Below are 22,357 nucleotides of genomic sequence, written 5' to 3'. Positions count from 1 at the left end.
ATATATCCAATAATTATTCTATTAAAGCTCTTTTACAGCCAATTTAAAACCATGCTCAACTGAGTATGGAGGCGTCCAATTAAGCGTATTTTTTGTATGGGTAATATCTAATTGGAGCGAGCCGGTTAATCTATCAATAACATCGTTTTTATTGAGCAATTTACCTGCTAATTTAAAGCACCAAGTAGGCAGTGGTATAGCAGCGTTTCTCTTACCTTGTACCTTAGCCATTAAAGCGACCATTTCAGCTGTTGATAAATCATGGTCGTCAGAGGCTAAAAATATCTGATTAGCCGCATTTGGATGTTCAATACATACTTTAATTAAATCAACCAAGTTGTAAACGGAGACTAAGCTTCGCTTATTATTTTTTATAGCTCTAAAAGGCAATGGTAATCCTTTACCAACAAAACGCATCAATGATGCAAAATTTGCTTTTACCCCTTCACCGTATATTAATGGTGGGCGAATAATCACAATCTCCATACCTGTTTGCTTTCCAAGTTCCAACAATTGCTGTTCCGCCTCTGCTTTCGAGATGCCGTAAGGATCTTCTGCAGCCGCGTTATCGCTTGCAGTGAAAGGAGCTTTACCACTTGTACTTTCACCATTAACTTTGATGGTACTTAAAAAGATAAAGCGCTTAACACCAGCCTGAGCTGCTTGTTTTGCTAAATTAAGTGTTCCGAGAGTGTTTACAGCTCTAAACTCATTTAGAGAGTCATTAGCAACATCATCCATAATATGAACTCTTGCTGCACAATGCACAACCACATCAACATTACCCAAAGCATCTGCGTAAGATGATTTTGAATCTATACTATGCGTATAAACACAGCCTAAATTAGATGGCTTTCTTCCTAGTAAGTTTAATTGATAATTATCATTCAATTGCGAAACTAATATTTTGCCAACAAAGCCAGAATAGCCCGTTACTAGCAACCGCTTCATTTTATATCACCATTACTAACAATCGAGTTTGCCATTTCATTCATGATATTAGTACGCGTATATTTACTTATAAAGTTATCTCGATTCGTTTGACCAAGCTTTAATGTGGCAAGAGCGGTAGCTGCTTGTTGGTGATTACTTGGATAAAATACCTCAGCGTTATCAATTTCTTTATTGATAAATTCAGCAGCATAACCGCTGACTCCGGCCAAAATTGGTTTTCCAACCGCTGCATATTCAAATATTTTTGAAGGTAAAACTTTTTCAAATGCAGGATAATCATTTAAATGTAAAAATAAAATATCGGCATTTAAGTACTCTTTGATTAACTGCTCACGATTTACAGGCGGATGAAATGATATATTAGCAATACCTTGACTTGCTTCAATCAAAGCTGCTTTTCTGCCTCCATCGCCAATCACTTTAAACTGATATTTAACGCCAGCGAGCGTAGCTAACTCAGGTATAATTGTATTCAAGCCCTGACCTTCACCAATATTTCCAGCATATAATACCGTTAAAGGTACTGCTTCACTTAGTTTTGGTTCAACAGGCGCTTTAGTGTTTAAAAATTCTTTATCTATGCCATTTGTAAACCATGAATAATTTGCACTTTTAAACCGATTAACAAAATAGCCTTCAAACCCTTTTGATACTAAATTAATATGCTGAGCCGCTGAAAAGGTATAATTTTCAATTAATGTCAAAATAGGTTTTAGCAAAAAAATAAGTTTTGGGCTTAACACATCGTTTAGTGTATCAACAAAAATATCACGTATATCTAAATAGAGAGGTGCATTGATCCGTTTTGCAATTCTCGCTCCTAAAAAAGCTGTAAATAAACGAGAACTTGTTGCAAAAACTAAATCATACTTTTTACCACTTATAAGCTTGTTAGCCTGCTTATAGAATGAAGCGAAAGACTTGATTTGATCAAGCATACCACTCTTATGCGAAGGTAAAACTATTCGCCTAACTGTTACATTGTCAGTATGTTCAAATTCCTTTGCACTAGCTTCGAAGCTTGCATACCGGTTTGGCATTGTTGTAATAACTTCAACCTCTGCATTTGGTTGTTGTTTCAACTGTTCAATCAAAGCTGTTGTTCTAAATGAACCAGCACACAAATCGGGAGCATAATAAAATGAGAGTACCAATACTTTCAAAGCTATTCCTTTGTAATCTTTATTTCTGTTGTTAACTTACCATTAGCGAATGGTATGATAATTTTATAATTTGGAATAGATTTACCAAATTCAGGGTGCCAAGTGCTCTGTCTAATCAAACAAGTTTGAGAGCTGGTTAAAATTAACTTAGTTTTGTTTACTAGCTTTAACTCTAAACTTGTTTCATCAAGTTGCTTTACCTCGACATCTGGGTGTACATGCAAGTTAAACTCTGCTTCTGTTTTAATAGTCAGCTCATCTGTAATAATAAAAGAATCTGTTGATGCATTTATTGTGCGTGTATGAGTTACTTTTGGTTTTAGTCGCTCATATCCATTATGACTTGCTGATAAAATTACGTTATTAGAGTTTTCTTCTGCTTTCAAAAGCTTTGTGTATGCTCTACGAGCAACACGAAAGCCAGACCAAACCTCTGAAGAACTTTGCCCATTAACAACCACTGTATTGTGTGCTGCAGTCTCTCGCTGCCTTAAGCGCTCTTTACTCACACCATAAAGCGACGTTCCTGAATTTACAAAAACACGTTGCAAGCCAACAGATAGTTCAAAGCTCAGGCTATCTGCATGAGCGTGGCCAGGTAAATAGTCAGGTCCAACGTTTGCGTGATCAAATAAAAGAGTATAATTTTCATTTTGTACACGACTATAACCACTACCATGATTTGTAGTGAGTAAATTTAATGATATTTTATACTTAATACCTAACTTATTTGCATAGTTGAAAATTTCAGCTGGGCTTGCCGCGATGCCAATTGCCGCATCGTTAAAAAAGCTTACTTCGCCATCAGGATGAACCATCGAACCTAGCCATTGAAGTGCTTTTACTGCTACTAACTCCCAACTGTCTAATCGTTCTAATAGTTGTGAATTTTGGCTAGTTTTAGCTAAATCAATCAGCTCTAGTAAATCCCAAAGTAATATTTCATGGTACATAGGGGATAGTTCAAAGTGAGCCCCATCAGCTAAAAATTGCTCTTTAATCTCCCTATCTAATAACTTTAAACCTAAGTTTAAAAAGTTATTAGCATCTTTACCTTTTAAAAAAACCCCTACAAAAGTTAAAGCTTTAGCGTTTGCAAATAAGTGATTCCCTAAAATATGGTATTCAAGCTGCTGAGATAGTCCACTAGCTTGTTGCGCTATGCTAATTAAGTGCTTTTGCTCAACAGTTTCTTTTTTACTAAACCATTTAACCCAATTAACTAACCTAAGTGATAGAGGGTATGGCTCCCACCCATTACCTAGGCAAGGTGGGTTTTCTTCTATCCAACGGTTTATGAAACCGTAGTGCTGTTTTTCTCTTTCTTGATAAGTAATAGAACTTAAATCGTCAAAGTAGTGGAGGTTATATAACCAAAGCTTGCTTTTCGTAGGATCATTCCAACTCGAGGGGTTGACGACTCTACCTTCCAAAGACAAATAAATAACATTATTTTTATCGAACAAGCTTTGCTGAAAAATTGTAGGACCACTCCATCCCCAAGAAAACGACTCCAAGCCATCGTTAGAAACTTGTTGGACATTAGGCTTCTTAACACTATAGAAAAGGCGAAACCATATCTGTTCAAAGCGAAGTGGTTTTACTGTGTAGTATATTTTTTTAATTTCCTTCAATAACATGCTCTGTGTAATGCCTATTATCATGATTTCAAACCTGCTAGCCAATACTTGAAATACAGTAACTGCCAGATTTTATATGAATTATTCTCAAGTTTTGAAAAGTGAGCATCAATCAAAAGCAAGCCAAAATCTTCACTTACAAAGGGCTCGATACCCTTTAATTCAACTTTTAAACGCTCTTTACCTATGTTATTAATTAATGTATCCAGTGGAGGGTTAAAGCCTGTTTTTGGACGATCTATTAGATATCGAGGTAAACAATCCTTTAAAAGCTCTTTAAGAGGCTTTTTTGTATTTTTGGAATCAATTAGATTTGCAGACCTTTCGCCGAAACCATGAGCAACTAATGCCTCATCCAATAAAGGCACACGCAACTCTATACTAGCCAACATACTAGCCTTATCAGACACCATAAGGTTGTGAGGCAAAAAATCAAATCGATCCATATATTGCCCCATTTTGACTTTATCTCGGGTATCCCCAATAAAGCCTTCCATTAACTTCTCTAGTCGGTTGCTGTAAGATTTAAAGTAACTTTCTTCCTTTTCCCCAAATAACTGCTTTAACTCATTCCTACTGAAGTATCCTAGTAAGCGAGAATAAGCCACACCCCAATTATCTTCTGAGGAGTAGGACACTAGCCTTGAAAATTTCTTATCCAAATATTTAGGGAACAATTTGAATCGTAATAAAAGCTTCAATAAAGGAGAAAGAAATTTAAATGTTTTATGCTTAGATAAAACATGATATCTGGGATAACCAGCAAAAGCCTCATCCCCTCCCATTCCACTTAACATAACTTTATAGCCGCTGTCACTAGAAGCTTTTGAGAGTTGGTACGTCGCCAGAAATGTATAATCTGATATTAACTCTTCTGTATTCTCAGCGACAAATTTAACTTGCTTAATTAAATCTTCAGCACTCAAATTATCATCAGAAAACTGATAAGTAACCATTTTCTTATCCAAGTACTCTGCGATTAACTTTGAATATTTCTTATCAACGTCAGAACTGGAATCAGAAGCAAACTCAGCAAAGAAAAGATCTGAACTGCCTGACATACTAGCAATAATACTGGAATCAGCCCCACCACTAAAGAAGACTCCCAAAGGCACGTCAGAAACGAGTTGATTTGATATAGCTTTTTCTAACTTATCCTTAAAAGATAAATTATTGTTATAATCTGATAATGCTTTAAAACTACAAAGAGTTTTTTCTGCAGTTAATATATCAATAGTTAAGATATTCCCCGGCATTAGTTTTTTTATATTTTTGTAGCCTGTAGCTGGTTCATATAAAAAGCCTGTATTAAAAAATTCATAAACATCACTTTCATCAATTACAAGAGCTTCTCCGATAAATGGCTTAAGCCCCTTAATTTCAGAGCTACCAAAAAAGCCTTGCTCTGTTTGAGTAATATAAAGTGGTTTTACTCCTATAGAATCACGTGCTATGTGTAGTTTTTTTTCTTTATTATCTAATATAACAACACTAAACATCCCTTCTAACATTGAAAATGCTTTTGTTCCTAACTCAATGAAAAGCTTTAAAATCACCTCAGTATCTGAATTCCCTTTAAAAATGTAACCTTTTTCATTTAGAAAAGCCCGTAAATCATGATGATTATAAATCTCACCATTAAAAATTAACGATACCTCAAGGTCATCATGCATCGGCTGACTTCCGGCGTCAGATAAGTCTATAATGCTTAAACGGTTGTGTCCTAAACCGATAAATGCATCACAAACCTGTGATTCATAATACCCAGATGCATCTGGGCCTCTATGCTTAGTAAGCTCTAAGCTATTAATTAATTTATTTGTAAATTTTGTTTTTTGACTATAATAAAAGCTAATTCCACACATTTACAAACCTTTTAATTTTAATAAACTATCCAGGATCCATCCAACTTTCAATAAAGGCTATTAGTGAAACCTACTCCTTTGTTATAACTTTACTTTTCACATCTATATTGCACTACATTAACAATGTGTTGAGTCGCTCATTGATATAAGTCCATAATCAATCTTGAATTCTTTCTAATAACCCGCCAATGTCACGTTAATTAAATGGCATACCTTGCTATATTTCGTCGTACGATTAAACCACTCTACATAAGTATTTTCGTGCGGGTTACCGGTTTGAATAAATCGTAAGGTAATGCATATTATTATATGATACTTAGCCTGCCTGCTTATAGCTAATATATCAGAACCATTGTCACACTTAATGGCTCCATACTTATCTGTATTAGTCTATAACCTGACTTAAAGAGCGGATTACACGCTCATCAACATATGATAAGTCATTTTTAAATGTTAGCCACTTCACTAAAGAAATCGTCAATTGCATTAAACAAACAACAGTACCACGGTAATACATCATGTATAAAATTCAGTGACCTATTAAGGCTCAGATTTATCTCCACTTAAGCGTCAATGCCACAATAAACTCTTATGATTCCATTTGCAGTCTTTGACATTGTAAAAATATAAAAAATAAGCCTCACAAATTATGCTTGCATGAATTAAACCCAATAACAACTCTACTATATTTAGGTTTTCACCTTATAGTTTGGGCATACCGATAAAACATTTCACCGTCGATAGCCTAATTAATTATTCATTTTATTTGTACTAATTACTACATATGCCTAGAGTTTCATTCAGAAGCGAAGCACTTTTAGTTCTGGTCTATTAAATAGCTTCGTTCTTGAGTCGTTCTTCAACATACACATATTTAAACGTCGGTTTAATATTCAAACACTTTCATTAGAATCATCAAATAGAAGCCCATATGACCATTAAATTCCTCCACGTTGCTTCTACTACATAGCTCTAATATAGGCAACACATTTTAGGCATGCTTCAAATAACCTAGGAGCGGGCTAGCTGTAACGTAATATGGTAATCCCACCATTTTTAACAACAATAGAGAGTTTTACGTTGAATACTTTCTTATTTTTCATAGGGATTCCCCTTCTTAGTTGTAGTTATTGGCGACGTTGAATAGCAAAAATAGAACAAAGTAAACCAAATGATAGGAGATACCATAGTACCGTTGTTCAAAATAATAACGCCTATAGAAATAGCTGCGGCAGTACCTATACTTACAATGCGGTTTTTTATCATCACCGAATAACTACATAACTTATAAAAAGTTAAGAATAGAATAAAAAAAAGAGGAATCGATGCAAGTCCTAACTTTAGATAAAATTCTATAAATCCACCTAAATTACGGTCCATAATATATACATTGTAAGCACCTTTAAATAAAGAAACTTCAACAGCACTATTTACATCAAAGCCAACACCTAAAAAACCATTTTGTAATGACGCAATTATAGAGATTGGAATATTCAAAACTCTTGCCATAGCTCCTTGCGTCAACAAGTACTCTGGGTTAGTCATTATCAGATCAAGTATTACAAAAAACCGGCCGCCACCCATAGCCAAAGTGGTAATAAATGTAAAAAGTAACAGACCCAGAAATAAAAGTAACAAAAAATACCTTTTACGAATAAAAAATACCAGAGTTGAAAGCGTCAACAAATGGAGAAAAAAGGCAAAGAATGACTGAATCAACATTACACTGAATACAAGTAAACCTAAGCTTATTGCGATCAGCCTGAGTAGGTGTGACCTTTCAAGGGATCTATTTTTTTCTTCTGTATATGTATAAATAAATAATAAATTTAAAAATATCAATATTGTGCCAAAAACAGAAGGCTCTGAGGTTAATGATTTTACTCCCCTACCGGACTCAATTAGCAACTCACTGTTTTGCCTCGAAATTAAAAACTCTAAAAAGTCAGGAACAAAAACCTGGACAAATGCAATAGATAAATATACTAAAATCACATTCCTAACAAACCGATTAGAAATAAGAAAACCTCCACTTTTTATGATTGAGTACATAAAAAATATAGTTGCCATACTTGCAATAAATACAGCATGCGCCTTAGTGAAAGAATCACCATGATACAAACTTACTGAAAGCATAGAGATCAGACTAATAAGTAATGCTATGACTCCTTGATAGCTATACGACCTGACAAAACAAAAACAAAAGCCAGCAAGTGCAAGTAACGCAGTGGGTTGTATGTCTATACCATGTAAGAACCCAACAAAAGGAAAAAAAACAAGAGTTAAAGTTAACTTTTCAACTGCGCTTTTTATCTTCATGATCAATTACCTCAACTAGTTTCTTAAGCCTATTAGGCCAAGTGTATGCTGTGTATTCTTGAAATACACTCTTATACAACTTTTTTACCTCTAGTGGAGTGAGCGCCGTTATTTCATTTAATAACTTTGAAAAACTGTCTGGTTTATCAGGTTTATACATGAAACAAACTTTGGCTGAATCGAATCCATTTAGACATGCGCTAGAGTGTATAATTGGTAAGTTAGCACTGAGATAATCAAAAGTTTTTATGGGCTCAATTGTATTTGAACTTTCAGACAAATTAAGTGGAACTAAACCAAAAACTTTACCGTCTAAGCTAGCTACAAAAGACTGAAATTCCTTAGCTGGTCGTGCGCTTACTTTTTTTACACAATCAGCAATAACATTTTCATTATATGGGCCAACCAAAATAAGACGTACGTCTGCTGAAGTTTCTTTATTATATTCATCTACTTTAGAGGCACACCAATGCAGATGGTAGTGTGCTAAATCTGAACCATAATAGATTAAGTTAACTCTTTCACAAGTTGTTATATTTGGCATTTTTTTAGATTGTTTAGGCCCACCATTAGGACAAACGAAAATTTTCCTCGAGTTATAAACAGACTTTAATCTGTTAGCAATATCATCTAATACGCAATAAACACCGTCGTAAAATATCAACGGCAGTGCATTAAAAAATAACATCACTCGTGAAAATGCGATAGACTTACCACTATAGTCGCCAGAAATTCCATTAAATTCTAATATAAAAACCTGTTTTGGTCGTATTATTTTTTTCAAAAGAATTATAGGAATTAATAAATACATACCAACTAATGTTTTACGTATCAGAAATACGTCTGTTTCATTATCAGTAAATATTGCTTTTAATACATCCCAATAGAAACGCCTTCCACACTCTTGAAATGAAAGGTTATCGTACAACCCTTTCAAAAAGTGGGTTGCATGCCCCATATACGTGACATTATAATGAATTAATAGGGTAGAAATCACTCCCTTAATATGGGATGCTCCCCCGATTCCATTTATTAAAACATTCTTTTCTAGTGACAAGTAAGTTATTTTTTTCATATCTAAGTATGATTCTCCAATTATTATTGCTCTCTATATCCAACAATTTTCTTAAAAGCAGTTTTCCTATTGTTCGAAAATTAAGGATGAAACTGTGATAACGAGGAAGGTAATTATGCGTAATATCACAGCTTTTACATAGAACCACTTCTATATTCGCATTGTAACTACAACCTCAAAAAAATCATTAGTCTTCAATAGTTAATACTCAGTAGCTATAGCAAAAGTACCTTAGTAGGCCTAGTGCTTTCTTCCTCTCAACCTAAGAATTAATCCCTCTATTTGGAATAGCTTAATCAATTTAGACAAGTTATAAAGGAAATTACTATCCTTAGTGCATCATATTTACAAAGACTCCTTTATATTTTTTATAAGCTGTCTTCTCGAAACTGAATACCAACAGTATATGGAAAAGGATACAAGAGATGAAGTAAGATAATAAACTGGATTACTAATTAAAATTACAGATACAGAGTGTATACATAAAATCAAAACATAAAAAATAGAAGCCTTCTGGGATTCAAATCCCTCAAACCTAGAAGCAAAGATCACTCTGGCGATGTGGGACAGCAAGAAAGAAAATGACAATATAAAAAAAGCCGATTGTAAACCATACAATGGTAAAAAATATGAAAACATAGCCACTATGAATATCACTTGAAGTGACATAATTATCATACCAATGTGTGTTCTGTTGTAAATACTAAATGATACCGAAGCAAAATCTGAAAGAGCATAAATCAAAGAATACAAAACAGATAACGGTATAAAGTGGGTGTAAATCGAATACTCTTCTGGCATTGCTAAAAATGCAAAGTATGCTATAACTATAAAAATAAAATAAAATAAAACAACAATGTCAAGATAACAGCAGAAAACTTTTTTAACGAAAAGCTTTAAATCATCTTTTTTCAAACAATACAGTTTCCTGAGGTACACTGTATTAAATATTGATTGAAGTAATAGTCCAGATGCTGAAAAAGCCATAATTACCGAGTAAAAACCAAGTGACTCCATATCAACTAATTTAGCAATCATTAGCTTATCAACTGTGAATAATAACCAAAAAAGTAAGGCTGATATGAAAAGTGGAAAACCAAAAGCTAAATGTTTTTTTATTTCTTGAAAATCAATATAGAATAATTTAAATTTAAAAAATACAATATTTTCGCTATCCAGTATTAGTGCCAATAAAAAACAAAAAAAACCTGAAATTAAAAATATAATAATTGGATCTGCATAGCTTAAATAATCATTCGTATAAATAAATGAAGCACTTATTAGTAATATTATCTTTTGTGATACAGACATAATAAAAAATAAAAGGCTTTTTAATTTTAACCTAAAATGAAGATTAAAAATTCTATTATATGAGAACATTAAGCAGACTAAAGCTATAGTAAATATCGAAGCGATACTATCAAAGCCTAGCCCATTACCGAAAAAAAATAACACGATAACTAAAAGCGAAGAAGAAATAATGCTTGATATTAATATAGGTAAGGAAAAGCTAATTATACTACTACTATCCTTGTAAAATTTAAAAAACGCTTGTTCGAATCCTAAAGCAAATGTCATAGTAGAAATTGCAATTATAGACTGAATTAATGAGAATCGACCTACTCCAGATGGTTCCAAAAAGAAAGTGAGTAAAGGAAGTGTCAACACTCCCAATACAGCTGTTAATATCTGAGAAGAGGCTAAAAGTAAACTTGAATTCAATTTCATATTTTAAAATAGCTAATTACAGAGTCAATAACCTTATCTTTCTCCATATCTGTTAGTTTGTACCAAAGTGGTAGCCTCAGTAACCTTTCACTTTCTATTGTTGTAAATTCATCTTGACCATGAAACCTAGAATATAATTTTCCAGCTTCTGAACTGTGTAAAGGAATATAATGAAAAGCCGAACTTACGCCATTATCTTTTAAAAATGCTATTAATTTATTTCTCTCTTCTAGAGACTCTAATTTTATATAAAACATATGCGCATTATGGTTACAATCTGGAGGTACAACTGGCAACTCAACCTCGACTAAACTACATAAGTTGTTATAGTAATAATTCCAGCTCTGCAACCTATCTTCATTTATGGTATCCGCATGTTGTAATTGCGCGTGTAAATAAGCAGATTGTATTTCTGAAGGTAAAAAACTACTTCCTATATCTACCCAACTATACTTATCTACCATGCCTCGAAAAAATAAACTACGGTTTGTCCCTTTCTCTCTAATTATTTCAGCTCTCTCAACAAACTGCTCATCGTTGATAAGTAAAAGGCCTCCTTCACCGCCGCTTGTATAGTTTTTAGTTTCATGGAAGCTGTAGCAACCTAAGTGTCCTATAGATCCTAAAGCTCTCCCCTTATAATCTGCCATCACTCCCTGTGCTGCATCTTCAATAACATAGATACCAAACTCATTTGCTATCTGCATAATTCTATCCATTTCACATGCAACACCGGCATAATGTACCGCTACTATAGCCTTAGTTTTGGTTGTTATGGCTAATTCTATTTTCTGCTCATCAATATTCATTGTATCAGGCCTGATATCAACAAAAACTATTTTGGCGCCTCTAAGTACAAAGGCATTTGAAGAACTAACAAACGTATAACTAGGCATAATAACTTCGTCACCTGGCTGTACATCTATTAAAATTGCAGCCATTTCAAGTGCTGCGGTACATGATGGTGTCATTAAAGCTTTCTTAGTTTTTGTTTTAGATTCAAACCAACTTTGACAACGTTTAGAGAAGCGACCTCCTCCACAGAGTTCCCCAGCAGAAATTGCTGTTTCTATATATTTAAGTTCATCCCCAGTCACAGGAGGCATATTAAAAGGTATATTCATTTCTACTCAAACCTCACCCTAAATCCTAAAATAGGAATAATATCTTCACTAAGCTCATTTCTTAGTATTTTAATTTTTAGTAAGCCACTTTTGCAGATTACAACCGGAAAACCGTTTTCTTTAAATATTACTTTACCTATATGAGAGCTGCGACTTTCCACAAATACATCATTTACCTCTTCAGCTTCTATTACCTCAACTATTTCCCCTTTAACTTTTGCTTTAGCACCATCATATGGATACCCAACAGCATCTATGAATCTTTTTATAATTGATGCATTTAAATTCCAGTCTATAAAGTAATCATCTGCATCTCTCCACAAGCTGTAAGTTGCAGCGCTATGCTCTTGACATATTCTGGTTAAAGGCAGCTCGGTATTAATTTTATTTAAAATATTTAATACAACTTCAACATAAGCACCTGAAATCAATTTAATTGCGTCTCTGATCTTAATGGGATAATTTACACTTCTGACAGCAACTCCAATAATATCACCTTCATCGTATTTTTCAGAGGCATGTAATGCGGTGACACCTATATTTTTCTCCCCATTTATCAACATATTTACTAATGGAGAGAAACCTCTGTATTTTGGAAGTATTGAATCGTGCAACACAATTAAGTTCTGTCTATTTATCAACCACCTCCAACCAACAGCTATAGAGTACTCTCCATGTAATGATTCAATCCCTCGAAAGAAATAATTGACTCCCTTCTCAAGGCACAACGCCTCTATCTCACTTGAGTAGTCATTCTTGATGCCTTTGTCTGTGCCTATAACAACTGTTATATTACAACGAACCTGATTAGAAAGGATGCTTGCAAGTACACATAGCCCCTTCTCACCTAGGAGATATAAATCAACGGTTTTCATTAAATATAGCTCTGTACTGTTCTATAAGTTTGTCTTTTGAAAAATATTCACTAACTTTCACTCTATTCTCGGACAATAGCTTAGCATCCTCTTGTGAAATATTAAGTTCTATGCTCTCTGCGTCATACGTTTTTATTCCTAACATTTCAAATAATTGCCACTGAGATGTACCTTTGCGTAAAAAGACTTTTTTACCGAGGCCCAATAGGTTAATTGTATTACCCATTGCTTGTTGTCTCGGGTGGTAAAAAATAGCAAACTCTATATCAGCAAGTAAAGCCAAGTACTCTTCATAGGGCATGTTATCCATAATAGGAATAGCAGATTTTTGAAACTTTCTAATGGCAAGATCTCTGATATATAATGCATTTTTTCTACAACCATATGTCAGAGGTATATATAAACGAATATCTTCAAACCTAGCTAGAAATTCAAATATTTCGCTGTGGTTATTAGATGGATCTGAAGAGTTACCCACTAGAATTTTTTTATTTGTGGAACATGATTTTATATCCGTTGAATTATCTACAAAGACATTACTTTCATACATTAAACATTCATAATGTTTCCCCTTCGCTTTATACCATTTTCTAGCTTTTTCTAGATCTTCAGGCAGATATGTTAATAAATACCCAATTCTAGATATCAAAAGGGTCTTTACAACCCGGATGAAGCTAGTTTCTTTAGTATAAGAATATAGATCCCCTCCCCAGATAACCCAATGGCATCTTTTGTGAAGCCAAGGCATAAGTAGGAGTAGCAAAGTAAACTCATTCCGGAAGAGACCATGAATAACTATTTTATCTGCTTTATTAGAGTAATAAATAAAAACAGCTAGGCCATTTAAAAACTTTAAAATACCACCAGTATATTTAAAACCTTTCGAGCCTTTTGGGAAATTACTTTTAATAACCTTCCCAAAAGTCCAAAAATAATGTTCTTTAGGTAAAAAATGGTTTTCTATCAACTTCGAAAAACTATTAAAAAAGGTACTCTCAGGCACCAAATGAAATATCCTCATTATTCTAATAACTTAGCAAGGTACATTCCATAACCATTTTTCTTCATTCGCTCAGCTGCCTTTCTTAGCTTCTCTACAGACAACCAGCCGTTATTAAAAGCTATTTCCTCTAAGCATGCAATTTTATAACCTTGCATTCTTTCAATTGTCTCTACAAATTGTGCAGCCTCTAACAAACTTTCGTGTGTTCCGGTATCAAGCCAAGAAAATCCTCTACCAAGTATCTCTACGTTCAAAGCACCGGACTCAAGATACATTTCATTTATACAGGTTATTTCTAGCTCACCTCTAGCCGAAGGCTTAACTGCCTTTGCTTTTTCAATTACAGTATTATCGTAAAAATACAATCCAGTGACTGCAAAATTAGATTTTGGTTTTACCGGTTTTTCTTCTAATGAAATTGCTTTCTTATTATCATCAAATTCAACAACACCAAACCTCTCAGGATCTTGTACTTCATAGCCAAAAACTGTAGCTCCTTTGCCTTCTTTTACGTTCTGCAAAGCACTTTTAAGCTTGGGCGAAAACGCTTGCCCGTAAAATATATTATCACCTAAAACTAAACAAACATTATCATCTCCAATAAAACTATCGCCTATGATAAAGGCTTGAGCTAACCCATCCGGACTTTCTTGGATAGCGTATTCAATTTGAATACCAAACTGAGAGCCGTCACCTAACAACCTTTTAAATGAGTCATTATCCTCTAAAGTGGTAATAACTAGAACTTCATTGATACCGGCCAACATTAATATTGAAAGTGGGTAGTACACCATCGGTTTATCATAAACAGGTAGTAATTGCTTAGAAACACCTATAGTGACTGGGTAAAGCCGCGTTCCAGACCCTCCTGCAAGTATAATTCCTTTCATTTTTACTCTCCTATACTATTTATTCTATTTTACCAAGACGCTCACGCTGATATGAACCGTCTTGAACGTTCTGGCACCACTTTTTGTTATCGAGATACCATTGCACTGTTTTACGCAAACCTGTTTCAAAAGTCTCAACAGGTGTCCAATTAAGTTCTTTACTCATTTTTGAAGAGTTTATTGCGTAACGTCGATCATGCCCTGGACGGTCAGTTACAAATGTTATTTGTTCAGAGTACTTTGTTTCTTTAGGTACCAACTCATCTAAAATAGTGCAAATAGTTTCCACAACTTCAATATTTTGTTTTTCATTATGGCCACCAATATTGTAAGTTTCACCAACTTGACCTTCGGTAGCAACTTTGTATAGCGCACGAGCATGATCATCTACATAAAGCCAATCACGTATTTGGTCACCTTTACCATAAATAGGTAACTCCTTGCCTTCAAGTGCATTTAAAATTACTAGAGGAATTAGCTTTTCAGGGAAATGATAAGGCCCGTAGTTATTTGAGCAATTAGTAATAATTGTTGGGAAACCATAAGTACGTAACCATGCACGGACTAAATGATCACTTGATGCTTTACTTGCTGAATAAGGGCTACTGGGTGCATATGGTGTTTTCTCTGTGAACAAAGGAAGATCACCTTCTTGCTCATCAGGATGTGGTAAATCCCCATAAACTTCGTCAGTAGAGATGTGGTGGAACCTAAATACTTGCTTTTCATTTTCTTCAAGAGTATTCCAGTACTCCCGGGCAGCTTCTAAAAGGTTATAGGTACCAACAATATTAGTTTGTATAAATTCTGCGGGGCCAGTAATAGAACGATCTACGTGGCTTTCTGCCGCCAAATGCATTACAACATCGGGTTGATGAGTTTTAAATACACGATCTAATTCTTCCCTACTACAAATATCAACTTGCTCAAATACATAGCGTTCATTGTTATCTATAAACTTTAATGACTCTAAATTCCCAGCATAAGTAAGCTTATCTAGGTTAATAACTGAGTTTTGAGTATTTTCAATAATATAACGAACTACTGCTGAACCAATAAAACCCGCCCCGCCAGTTACTAAAATTTTTAAATTACTCATTTTATATACCCATGCATTGGCAAACTAAATACAGATCCTGCTAACCTACCTGCAACCGGAAAGTCCTCTTGTTTATAGCCTAAATAATTAAAAGCTGCCTGCTCATGCATACAGATCCCATAATAAATCATGCTTGGTATACCTTGCACTTTATAAGCAGCCATATCTGCATCACGGTTTTCTGATACCAAGGTGTATTGTGCCCATGAACTTACATAGCCTCCTGGCACTTTTGGTGTTTGATACTTAGCTGATAGAGCTTTCTCATAGTTATCCGCCGCTTTATTGCGATTAATAAGCTCTGTCGGAAACTCAGCTAGCTTTTCAAGCAGTATTGCTGCTTGAATTGTATCTAAACGACTATTCATGCCTATGCGTACGTTATCGTATTTATCTTTTCCCTTGCCGTGGACGCGGTACGATTTTAGTAACTCTGCATATTCGTCATTATTTGTAAATATTGCACCGCCATCGCCGTAACAACCCAGTGGTTTTGCTGGGAAAAAACTAGTTGTGGCTATATCACCAAAACTACCTGCACGCTTTCCTTCAATGCTGCCACCAAACCCTTGCGCTGCATCTTCAACCAATTTTAGATTGTACTTATCTGCAATTTTTTGAATTTCTGGATAGTTAGCTGGCAAGCCAAATAAATCGACCGCAATAATTGCTTTAGGGGTTAATTTACCTTCCGCAATTGTTGCTTGAATTCGTTTTTCTAGGTCAATTGGGCAAATGTTAAATGTTGCCTCATCTGAATCCACAAACACTGGTGTCGCACCTTCAAACGCGATAACTTCTGCCGTTGCAAAGAAAGTAAAAGTGGGGCAGAAAACAGCGTCGCCTGGTTTAATATCAAGCACCATCATTGCAAGTGTAAGTGCATCAGTGCCATTTCCACAGGTAATCGCATGTTTAACACCCACATACTTTGCAAGCTCTTCTTCAAGCTCTTGCACTTCTGGCCCCATGATATAGTGACCGTGGTCTAACACTGTTTTAATACGCGCGTCTATTTTTGTTTTTAAGTGTTGGTATTGCGCAGCTAAATCTATAAATTGTATCGTCATTTTAAATTCTTTAAATTAGGGAATATTGCTGATTTGTATAAGCTTATTAAATTATAGCCATTAAACACTAAAGATTTAATGGCTATAATATGGGCTAAAGCCTAGCCTGCAATTAATAATTGGCAATGTTTAAAAAATGTGTGTTATTTAATAAACAACACACTCCCTTCTAAAACATATTCTTCACCGGTATGTTCACACGTGGTACTTGCATTACCAGTTAATGGTAAACTCAGTTGTTCGCCATATTTGCTTATCCAACCGATTTGCTTGGCAGGTACACCAACCATTAATGCAAATGCTGGTACATTCTTATTTATAACTGCACCCGCGCCAACTAATGAATACTCACCAACTGTAACACCACACACAATAGTGCAATTAGCGCCCAACGTTGCACCTTTTCTTACTAATGTGTCGCGGTATTCTGTTTTTCGCTCAATGAATGAGCGCGGGTTATATACATTGGTAAATACCATGCTTGGCCCACAAAACACATCATCTTCAATATGCACGTTATCGTAAACTGATACGTTATTTTGTATTTTAACGTTGTTACCGATTGTCACTTTATTACCGACAAATACATTTTGCCCTAACGAGCAAAATTCACCAATTTGCGCACCACTGCACACGTGCACAAAATGCCATACTCGTGTGTCAGAGCCTATTTTTGCGCCGTCATCAACAATAGCGCTTTCATGCACATGATAATTCATGGTTATAATACCTTTGAAAGTAATGGGTGCGCTTTACTACCCGCTTGAGCTAAAGGCATTTCGCGGATTTTTTCGACTGTCTCAATTGCAACGCGGTTTTCATCAATACCAAAACCATTACCGGCTAAAATATTTTGATAGCTCTGCGTGTGTAAGTCTGTAAACCCACCAGAGAACTCAAGCTCTTCGGTATTGTTTCCATCATTAATGGTAATACTACGGTAAGTGAGTTTTTCACCCTTAACCGCATTTTCAGGTAAGTTATTAGAATCAATAGACAGAAACCACTTAACACATGCGCGCTCATACTCCAGATAGCCACTGGCTGTTTTTTCATCTTTAAAGTGAACCTCGTTGTGCTTAAGGTCGCCAAAAATGAAATGTAGCATATCGTAAAAATGCACCCCGATATTAGTCGCGATACCACCTGATTTATGGTCAAACCCTTTCCATGATTTCATGTACCATTTACCGCGAGATGTCATATACGTTAAATCAACATCAAACACTTTGCCGGCAGGGGCCGCTGCTACTTTTTCTTTCAACGCGATAATTGAAGGATGTAGTCTTAATTGCAGAATAGAATTTACTCTTGCACCGTACTTAACTTCATACGCTTTAAGAATATCCATGTCTTCTGAATGCAGTACAAGTGGCTTTTCACAAATTACATCAATGCCATTTTTAAGGGCGTACTTCATGTGTGGAGCGTGTAAATAGTTAGGGCTACAAATGGCAATATAATCTAGCTTCTGGCCTTTCATCGCACAATCTTCAACAAATGCAGTAAAGTCTTCAAATTCAGTAAAAAATTCGGCGTCAGGGAAATGGCTATCCATAATGCCAACAGAATCATTAATATCCATGGCGACTAACAGATTATGACCTGTTGCTTTAATTGCTTTTAAGTGACGTGGAGCAATGTAACCAGAAGCACCGATAAGGGCGAAGTTTTTCATGTTAAATCCTTTCTTATAATCTAATATCTGAGTCTTTAGGGCCAAACACATGCTTTACGTCATATAGAACATGTTTGTCTTTACCTAATTTACGAATAGCCTCAACGCCCATTTTTTTAAATTCACTGTGGTCAACCGCCAAAACGATACCGTCATAATGATTTTCTTTAAGCGAGCTAATCAATGATAATCCATATTCATGTTCAACTTCTGCAGGATTTGCCCAGCCGTCATAAACATCAACACTCATGTTGAAATCTTTTAATTCTTTAACAATATCGATGATTTTTGTATTACGTACATCTGGACAATCGCCTTTAAAAGTGAAACCGAGTACGAGCACTTTTGCTTCATCAACGTGTATTTTTTGACTTGATATTTTTTTAACGAGCTGAGTTGCTACATACTCGCCCATACCATCGTTAATCCGACGACCCGCTAAAATAACTTCAGGACGGTAACCAACCTCTTGTGCTTTATGAGTTAAGTAGTATGGGTCAACACTGATACAATGTCCGCCCACTAAACCTGGCTTAAACTTTAAGAAGTTCCACTTTGTACCCGCTGCATTTAACACCTCTTCAGTATCAATACCTAAACGATTAAATATTTTTGCAAACTCATTAATAATTGCAATATTCAAATCACGTTGCGTATTTTCAATTACTTTTGCAGCCTCTGCTACTTTTATAGAGCCCGCTAAATGTGTGCCTGCAGTAATTATTGAACCATATAGGTTATTTACAAACTCGCCTATTTCAGGAGTTGAACCCGAGGTGATTTTCATTATTTTTGTTAGGGTGTTAACTTTATCCCCCGGATTAATGCGCTCTGGTGAATAACCTGCAAAGAAATCTTGATTGAACACAAGTCCAGAAACTTTTTCAATAATAGGTAAACAAACTTCTTCTGTTGCACCTGGGTATACTGTCGATTCATAAATAACAACATCACCCTTTTTAACAAACTCACCAAGCAGCTCGGATGCTTTGCGAAGTGGTGTTAAATCAGGCGCGTTGCCGTCATCTATCGGGGTCGGTACCGTTACTATGTAAACATTACAGTCAATTAAGTCTTGCTTATTACAAGAGAAAGTTAGGTTGTTTATATCAGCCAACTCTGCGTCACTAACTTCAAGTGTAGAGTCATGTCCAGCAGTTAAGGCATCAACACGTTTTTGGTTAATATCAAATCCTAAGACTGGGAACTTCTTACCAAATTCAACTGCTAATGGAAGGCCTACATAACCAAGGCCCACTATACCAATACTTACTTTTCTTAAATTTTTATATTCCATTACCAAATACCCTTTGTATCAATCACATAAACATTGCTGACTTTATTTAATTTAAATTCTTTATGATCAACTAATAATAAATGAATGTCTGCATTAACTTTTGCGTTATCAAATGTAGATAACTCAAATGTTGTTATATTGACTGGTAGTTCTTTGATATTCGGTTCAACTGCAATGATAGTACCGGAATGCAGTGCTGCAATTTTTTTTGTTATATTTAATGCAGGGCTTTCTCGTAAATCATCGATATCTGGTTTAAAAGCCAAACCATAACAGGCAACGGTCACATCTTTCATTGTTTTAGTTGGGTTAGCTTGTAAAAAATCAGCAATTGCTAACTTAACTTTATTTATTACCCACTGTGGCTTGGCATCATTTACTTTACGAGCAGTATGAATCATTTGTGCCTGTTCAGGGGTTTTACTAACAATAAACCAAGGATCTACTGCGATACAGTGTCCACCAACTCCCGGGCCAGGTTGTAAAATATTAATACGTGGATGACGGTTAGCTAGAGAAATAAGCTCCCACACGTCTATATCTAATTTATCGCAGATAATTGACAGCTCATTAGCAAATGCAATTTGTACATCGCGACATGAGTTTTCAGTTAACTTTGCCATTTCTGCTGTGCGAGCATTTGTTATTACACACTCACCTTGTACAAATGTCTTGTAAAGCTCAACAGACCGTGCAGAACATTTAGCGGTAATACCACCTATTACACGATCGTTTTCTACTAACTCACGAACAACATGGCCTGGTAACACACGTTCAGGGCAATGCGCTACATTTACATCTATGTTTGTATCTGTATAACTACTTTCAGGGCCCGGAAATGTTAAGTCAGGGCGTGCAGCGGCTAACCACACAGCCATTTGCTCTGTAGCACCAACAGGCGATGTTGATTCTAGTATAACTAAATCACCTTTTTTAAGTACTGGCGCAATAGCTTCACTGGCTTTTTTGATATAGCTTAAATCAGGCTCAGGTATTTCAGAATCGTTATTTTTAAACGGTGTTGGTACGGCTATTAAAAATGCGTCAGCAGGTTCAGGAGTGGTCGTCGCTTTTAAATACCCTTCAGTAACTGCAGCATGAACAATCATATCTAGATCAGGTTCTACTATATGTATTTCACCGCGATTAATTGTGTCAACTGCATGTTGATTTACATCAACCCCGATTACTTTTATTTTTCGTGATGCGAACATGGCTGCAGTTGGTAAGCCAATATAACCCAAACCAACAACTGAAATCGTATTAAATGACATGGTGATCCTTTTTGAAATGTGCGAGCTAAACTCCCGCCTACAACTCTAATTTAATTACTCTATAAGCTAGCAATTAATATCAAGGCCTAGCGGTTTATTGTAAACCTTGGGTTTTTAATTTTTTGCTAAGATATCGCAAATACGTTGGCACGCTTCACCGTCACCATACGGGTTATGAGCGCGGCTCATTGTTTTATATGACTCGTCATTAGTTAAGAGCTCGTTTAATGCTGAAGTTATTTTAGCTACATCTGTACCAACCAACCTAACTGTACCAGCATCTACTGCTTCAGGACGTTCAGTTGTATCACGCATTACTAATACTGGTTTACCTAAGCTTGGCGCTTCTTCTTGAATGCCGCCTGAGTCAGTTAAAATGATATGTGAACGATTCATTAAATAAACAAATGGCAAGTACTGCTGTGGCTCGATTAAATGTACGTTATCTACATCTTTTAAAATACGTTTTACAGGCTCTTGTACATTTGGGTTTAAATGCACTGGGTACAGTATTTGCGTATCTGGATGAGCTTTAGCTGTTTGCGCTAACGCCTCACAAATGCGCTCAAACCCGCCACCAAAGCTTTCACGTCGGTGGCCCGTCACTAAAATCAGTTTTTTGCTTTCATCAAGCATTGGGAACTGCGCAGCTAACGTATTACTTAAATCGGTGTCATTTTCTATTTGTTGCTTCACCATTAATAACGCATCAATAACTGTATTACCTGTTACCGATATAGTTTCAGCCGCGACATTTTCTTTAAGTAAGTTAGTTTTAGAGTTTTCGGTAGGTGCTAAATGATATTTTGTAAGGGAGCCGGTTAACTTACGATTGCCTTCTTCTGGCCAAGGTGAGTAAATATTACCTGTACGTAAACCTGCCTCAACATGCCCTACTGCTATTTGTTCGTAATACGCTGCTAAACTTGCTGCAAACGTTGTTGCCGTGTCACCATGCACCAGTACTACATCGGGTTTAAACTCTTTAAGTACGGGAGTGAGTTCTAGTAAAATACGGCTGGTTATTTCTGGTAATGTTTGCCCAGCTTTCATTAAGTTCAAATCGTAATTAGGTGTAATTTTAAATAGTTCAAGTACTTGATCTAGCATTTCACGATGCTGCGCTGTTACACAGCATTTTGATTCAAAGCGCTCATCTGCGGCAAGAGCATGAACCAGTGGAGCCATCTTAATAGCTTCAGGGCGAGTACCAAATACCGTTAATACTTTCACTTTATATCCTTTAATAAATTAAATTCAGCTTTTAAGGTAACCAAATTTAGTTACGTTTATATTTCAATTT

The 22,357-nt window shown here is 35.5% G+C and carries 18 protein-coding genes; all 18 read right to left on the bottom strand.

The window, feature by feature from the left end; translation table 11 throughout:
• Window positions 1-21: 21 nt before the first annotated feature.
• Window positions 22-951, bottom strand: a complete 930-nt coding sequence (locus AAEZ22_RS08925) for a UDP-glucose 4-epimerase family protein (RefSeq protein WP_352296981.1) — start codon at window positions 949-951, stop codon at window positions 22-24.
• The gene (locus tag AAEZ22_RS08920; protein WP_352296978.1) at window positions 948-2,117 is read right to left on the bottom strand and encodes a glycosyltransferase family 4 protein; all 1,170 of its coding nucleotides are present in this window, start codon (window positions 2,115-2,117) and stop codon (window positions 948-950) included. The genes AAEZ22_RS08925 and AAEZ22_RS08920 overlap by 4 nt, the downstream gene beginning before the upstream one ends.
• 2 nt (window positions 2,118-2,119) lie before the next feature.
• Window positions 2,120-3,781, bottom strand: coding sequence for a heparinase II/III family protein (locus AAEZ22_RS08915; RefSeq protein ID WP_352296975.1), 1,662 nt, complete (start codon window positions 3,779-3,781; stop codon window positions 2,120-2,122).
• Window positions 3,778-5,622, bottom strand: coding sequence for an asparagine synthase (glutamine-hydrolyzing) (gene asnB, locus AAEZ22_RS08910; RefSeq protein WP_352296973.1), 1,845 nt, complete (start codon window positions 5,620-5,622; stop codon window positions 3,778-3,780). The genes AAEZ22_RS08915 and asnB overlap by 4 nt, the downstream gene beginning before the upstream one ends.
• Window positions 5,623-6,714: 1,092 nt before the next feature.
• A complete protein-coding gene (locus AAEZ22_RS08905) occupies window positions 6,715-7,941 on the bottom strand; it encodes a hypothetical protein (RefSeq protein WP_352296970.1) in 1,227 nt (408 codons plus the stop codon).
• On the bottom strand, window positions 7,919-9,016 hold the full coding sequence (locus tag AAEZ22_RS08900; RefSeq protein ID WP_352296967.1) for a glycosyltransferase family protein: 1,098 nt from the start codon (window positions 9,014-9,016) through the stop codon (window positions 7,919-7,921). The genes AAEZ22_RS08905 and AAEZ22_RS08900 overlap by 23 nt, the downstream gene beginning before the upstream one ends.
• Window positions 9,017-9,361: 345 nt before the next feature.
• Window positions 9,362-10,744 (bottom strand): lipopolysaccharide biosynthesis protein, encoded by a 1,383-nt coding sequence (locus AAEZ22_RS08895; RefSeq protein WP_352296964.1) that lies wholly within the window; start codon window positions 10,742-10,744, stop codon window positions 9,362-9,364.
• Window positions 10,741-11,868, bottom strand: a complete 1,128-nt coding sequence (gene rffA / locus AAEZ22_RS08890) for a dTDP-4-amino-4,6-dideoxygalactose transaminase (RefSeq protein WP_352296961.1) — start codon at window positions 11,866-11,868, stop codon at window positions 10,741-10,743. The genes AAEZ22_RS08895 and rffA overlap by 4 nt, the downstream gene beginning before the upstream one ends.
• A 2-nt stretch (window positions 11,869-11,870) precedes the next feature.
• A complete protein-coding gene (locus AAEZ22_RS08885; protein ID WP_352296958.1) occupies window positions 11,871-12,743 on the bottom strand; it encodes a formyltransferase family protein in 873 nt (290 codons plus the stop codon).
• Window positions 12,730-13,746 carry a TDP-N-acetylfucosamine:lipid II N-acetylfucosaminyltransferase family protein gene (locus AAEZ22_RS08880; protein ID WP_352296955.1) on the bottom strand — a complete coding sequence of 339 codons (1,017 nt, stop codon included), beginning with the start codon at window positions 13,744-13,746 and terminating at the stop codon, window positions 12,730-12,732. Before AAEZ22_RS08880 ends, AAEZ22_RS08885 begins: the two co-directional genes overlap by 14 nt.
• 17 nt (window positions 13,747-13,763) lie before the next feature.
• Window positions 13,764-14,636: a glucose-1-phosphate thymidylyltransferase RfbA gene (rfbA, locus tag AAEZ22_RS08875; protein ID WP_352296952.1), complete on the bottom strand. Its 873-nt coding sequence runs from the start codon at window positions 14,634-14,636 to the stop codon at window positions 13,764-13,766.
• A 19-nt stretch (window positions 14,637-14,655) separates the two neighbouring features.
• Window positions 14,656-15,735 carry a dTDP-glucose 4,6-dehydratase gene (gene rfbB, locus AAEZ22_RS08870; protein WP_352296950.1) on the bottom strand — a complete coding sequence of 360 codons (1,080 nt, stop codon included), beginning with the start codon at window positions 15,733-15,735 and terminating at the stop codon, window positions 14,656-14,658.
• The gene (locus AAEZ22_RS08865; RefSeq protein WP_352297013.1) at window positions 15,732-16,799 is read right to left on the bottom strand and encodes a DegT/DnrJ/EryC1/StrS family aminotransferase; all 1,068 of its coding nucleotides are present in this window, start codon (window positions 16,797-16,799) and stop codon (window positions 15,732-15,734) included. Before AAEZ22_RS08865 ends, rfbB begins: the two co-directional genes overlap by 4 nt.
• Window positions 16,800-16,948: 149 nt before the next feature.
• On the bottom strand, window positions 16,949-17,524 hold the full coding sequence (locus AAEZ22_RS08860; protein WP_352296947.1) for an acyltransferase: 576 nt from the start codon (window positions 17,522-17,524) through the stop codon (window positions 16,949-16,951).
• A 2-nt stretch (window positions 17,525-17,526) separates the two neighbouring features.
• Window positions 17,527-18,483: a Gfo/Idh/MocA family oxidoreductase gene (locus AAEZ22_RS08855; protein WP_352296944.1), complete on the bottom strand. Its 957-nt coding sequence runs from the start codon at window positions 18,481-18,483 to the stop codon at window positions 17,527-17,529.
• Between the two features lie 13 nt (window positions 18,484-18,496).
• A complete protein-coding gene (gene tviB, locus AAEZ22_RS08850) occupies window positions 18,497-19,780 on the bottom strand; it encodes a Vi polysaccharide biosynthesis UDP-N-acetylglucosamine C-6 dehydrogenase TviB (protein ID WP_352296942.1) in 1,284 nt (427 codons plus the stop codon).
• Complete coding sequence (gene wecC, locus AAEZ22_RS08845) at window positions 19,780-21,054, bottom strand: UDP-N-acetyl-D-mannosamine dehydrogenase (RefSeq protein WP_352296939.1); 1,275 nt, start codon at window positions 21,052-21,054, stop codon at window positions 19,780-19,782. Before wecC ends, tviB begins: the two co-directional genes overlap by 1 nt.
• A 114-nt stretch (window positions 21,055-21,168) precedes the next feature.
• Complete coding sequence (gene wecB / locus AAEZ22_RS08840) at window positions 21,169-22,287, bottom strand: non-hydrolyzing UDP-N-acetylglucosamine 2-epimerase (RefSeq protein ID WP_352296936.1); 1,119 nt, start codon at window positions 22,285-22,287, stop codon at window positions 21,169-21,171.
• Window positions 22,288-22,357 lie beyond the last annotated feature (70 nt).

Origin of the sequence: Pseudoalteromonas sp. 20-MNA-CIBAN-0454 (assembly GCF_040308685.1) — a bacterium.
GTDB classification, from domain to species: domain Bacteria; phylum Pseudomonadota; class Gammaproteobacteria; order Enterobacterales; family Alteromonadaceae; genus Pseudoalteromonas; species Pseudoalteromonas nigrifaciens.
Note: the sequence above shows the minus strand (reverse complement) of the source record. Positions and strands in the feature narration are given on the sequence as shown.

What these genes read in the sequence shown, in the direction of transcription:
- rfbB (WP_352296950.1), bottom strand. Translation starts at nt 15,735, where the DNA reads ATGAGTAATTTAAAAATTTTAGTAACTGGCGGGGCGGGTTTTATTGGT.
- AAEZ22_RS08905 (WP_352296970.1), bottom strand. Translation starts at nt 7,941, where the DNA reads ATGAAGATAAAAAGCGCAGTTGAAAAGTTAACTTTAACTCTTGTTTTT.
- AAEZ22_RS08925 (WP_352296981.1), bottom strand. Translation starts at nt 951, where the DNA reads ATGAAGCGGTTGCTAGTAACGGGCTATTCTGGCTTTGTTGGCAAAATA.
- AAEZ22_RS08885 (WP_352296958.1), bottom strand. Translation starts at nt 12,743, where the DNA reads ATGAAAACCGTTGATTTATATCTCCTAGGTGAGAAGGGGCTATGTGTA.
- AAEZ22_RS08895 (WP_352296964.1), bottom strand. Translation starts at nt 10,744, where the DNA reads ATGAAATTGAATTCAAGTTTACTTTTAGCCTCTTCTCAGATATTAACA.
- rffA (WP_352296961.1), bottom strand. Translation starts at nt 11,868, where the DNA reads ATGAATATACCTTTTAATATGCCTCCTGTGACTGGGGATGAACTTAAA.
- AAEZ22_RS08860 (WP_352296947.1), bottom strand. Translation starts at nt 17,524, where the DNA reads ATGAATTATCATGTGCATGAAAGCGCTATTGTTGATGACGGCGCAAAA.
- asnB (WP_352296973.1), bottom strand. Translation starts at nt 5,622, where the DNA reads ATGTGTGGAATTAGCTTTTATTATAGTCAAAAAACAAAATTTACAAAT.
- AAEZ22_RS08915 (WP_352296975.1), bottom strand. Translation starts at nt 3,781, where the DNA reads ATGATAATAGGCATTACACAGAGCATGTTATTGAAGGAAATTAAAAAA.
- AAEZ22_RS08855 (WP_352296944.1), bottom strand. Translation starts at nt 18,483, where the DNA reads ATGAAAAACTTCGCCCTTATCGGTGCTTCTGGTTACATTGCTCCACGT.
- AAEZ22_RS08900 (WP_352296967.1), bottom strand. Translation starts at nt 9,016, where the DNA reads ATGAAAAAAATAACTTACTTGTCACTAGAAAAGAATGTTTTAATAAAT.
- rfbA (WP_352296952.1), bottom strand. Translation starts at nt 14,636, where the DNA reads ATGAAAGGAATTATACTTGCAGGAGGGTCTGGAACGCGGCTTTACCCA.
- tviB (WP_352296942.1), bottom strand. Translation starts at nt 19,780, where the DNA reads ATGGAATATAAAAATTTAAGAAAAGTAAGTATTGGTATAGTGGGCCTT.
- wecC (WP_352296939.1), bottom strand. Translation starts at nt 21,054, where the DNA reads ATGTCATTTAATACGATTTCAGTTGTTGGTTTGGGTTATATTGGCTTA.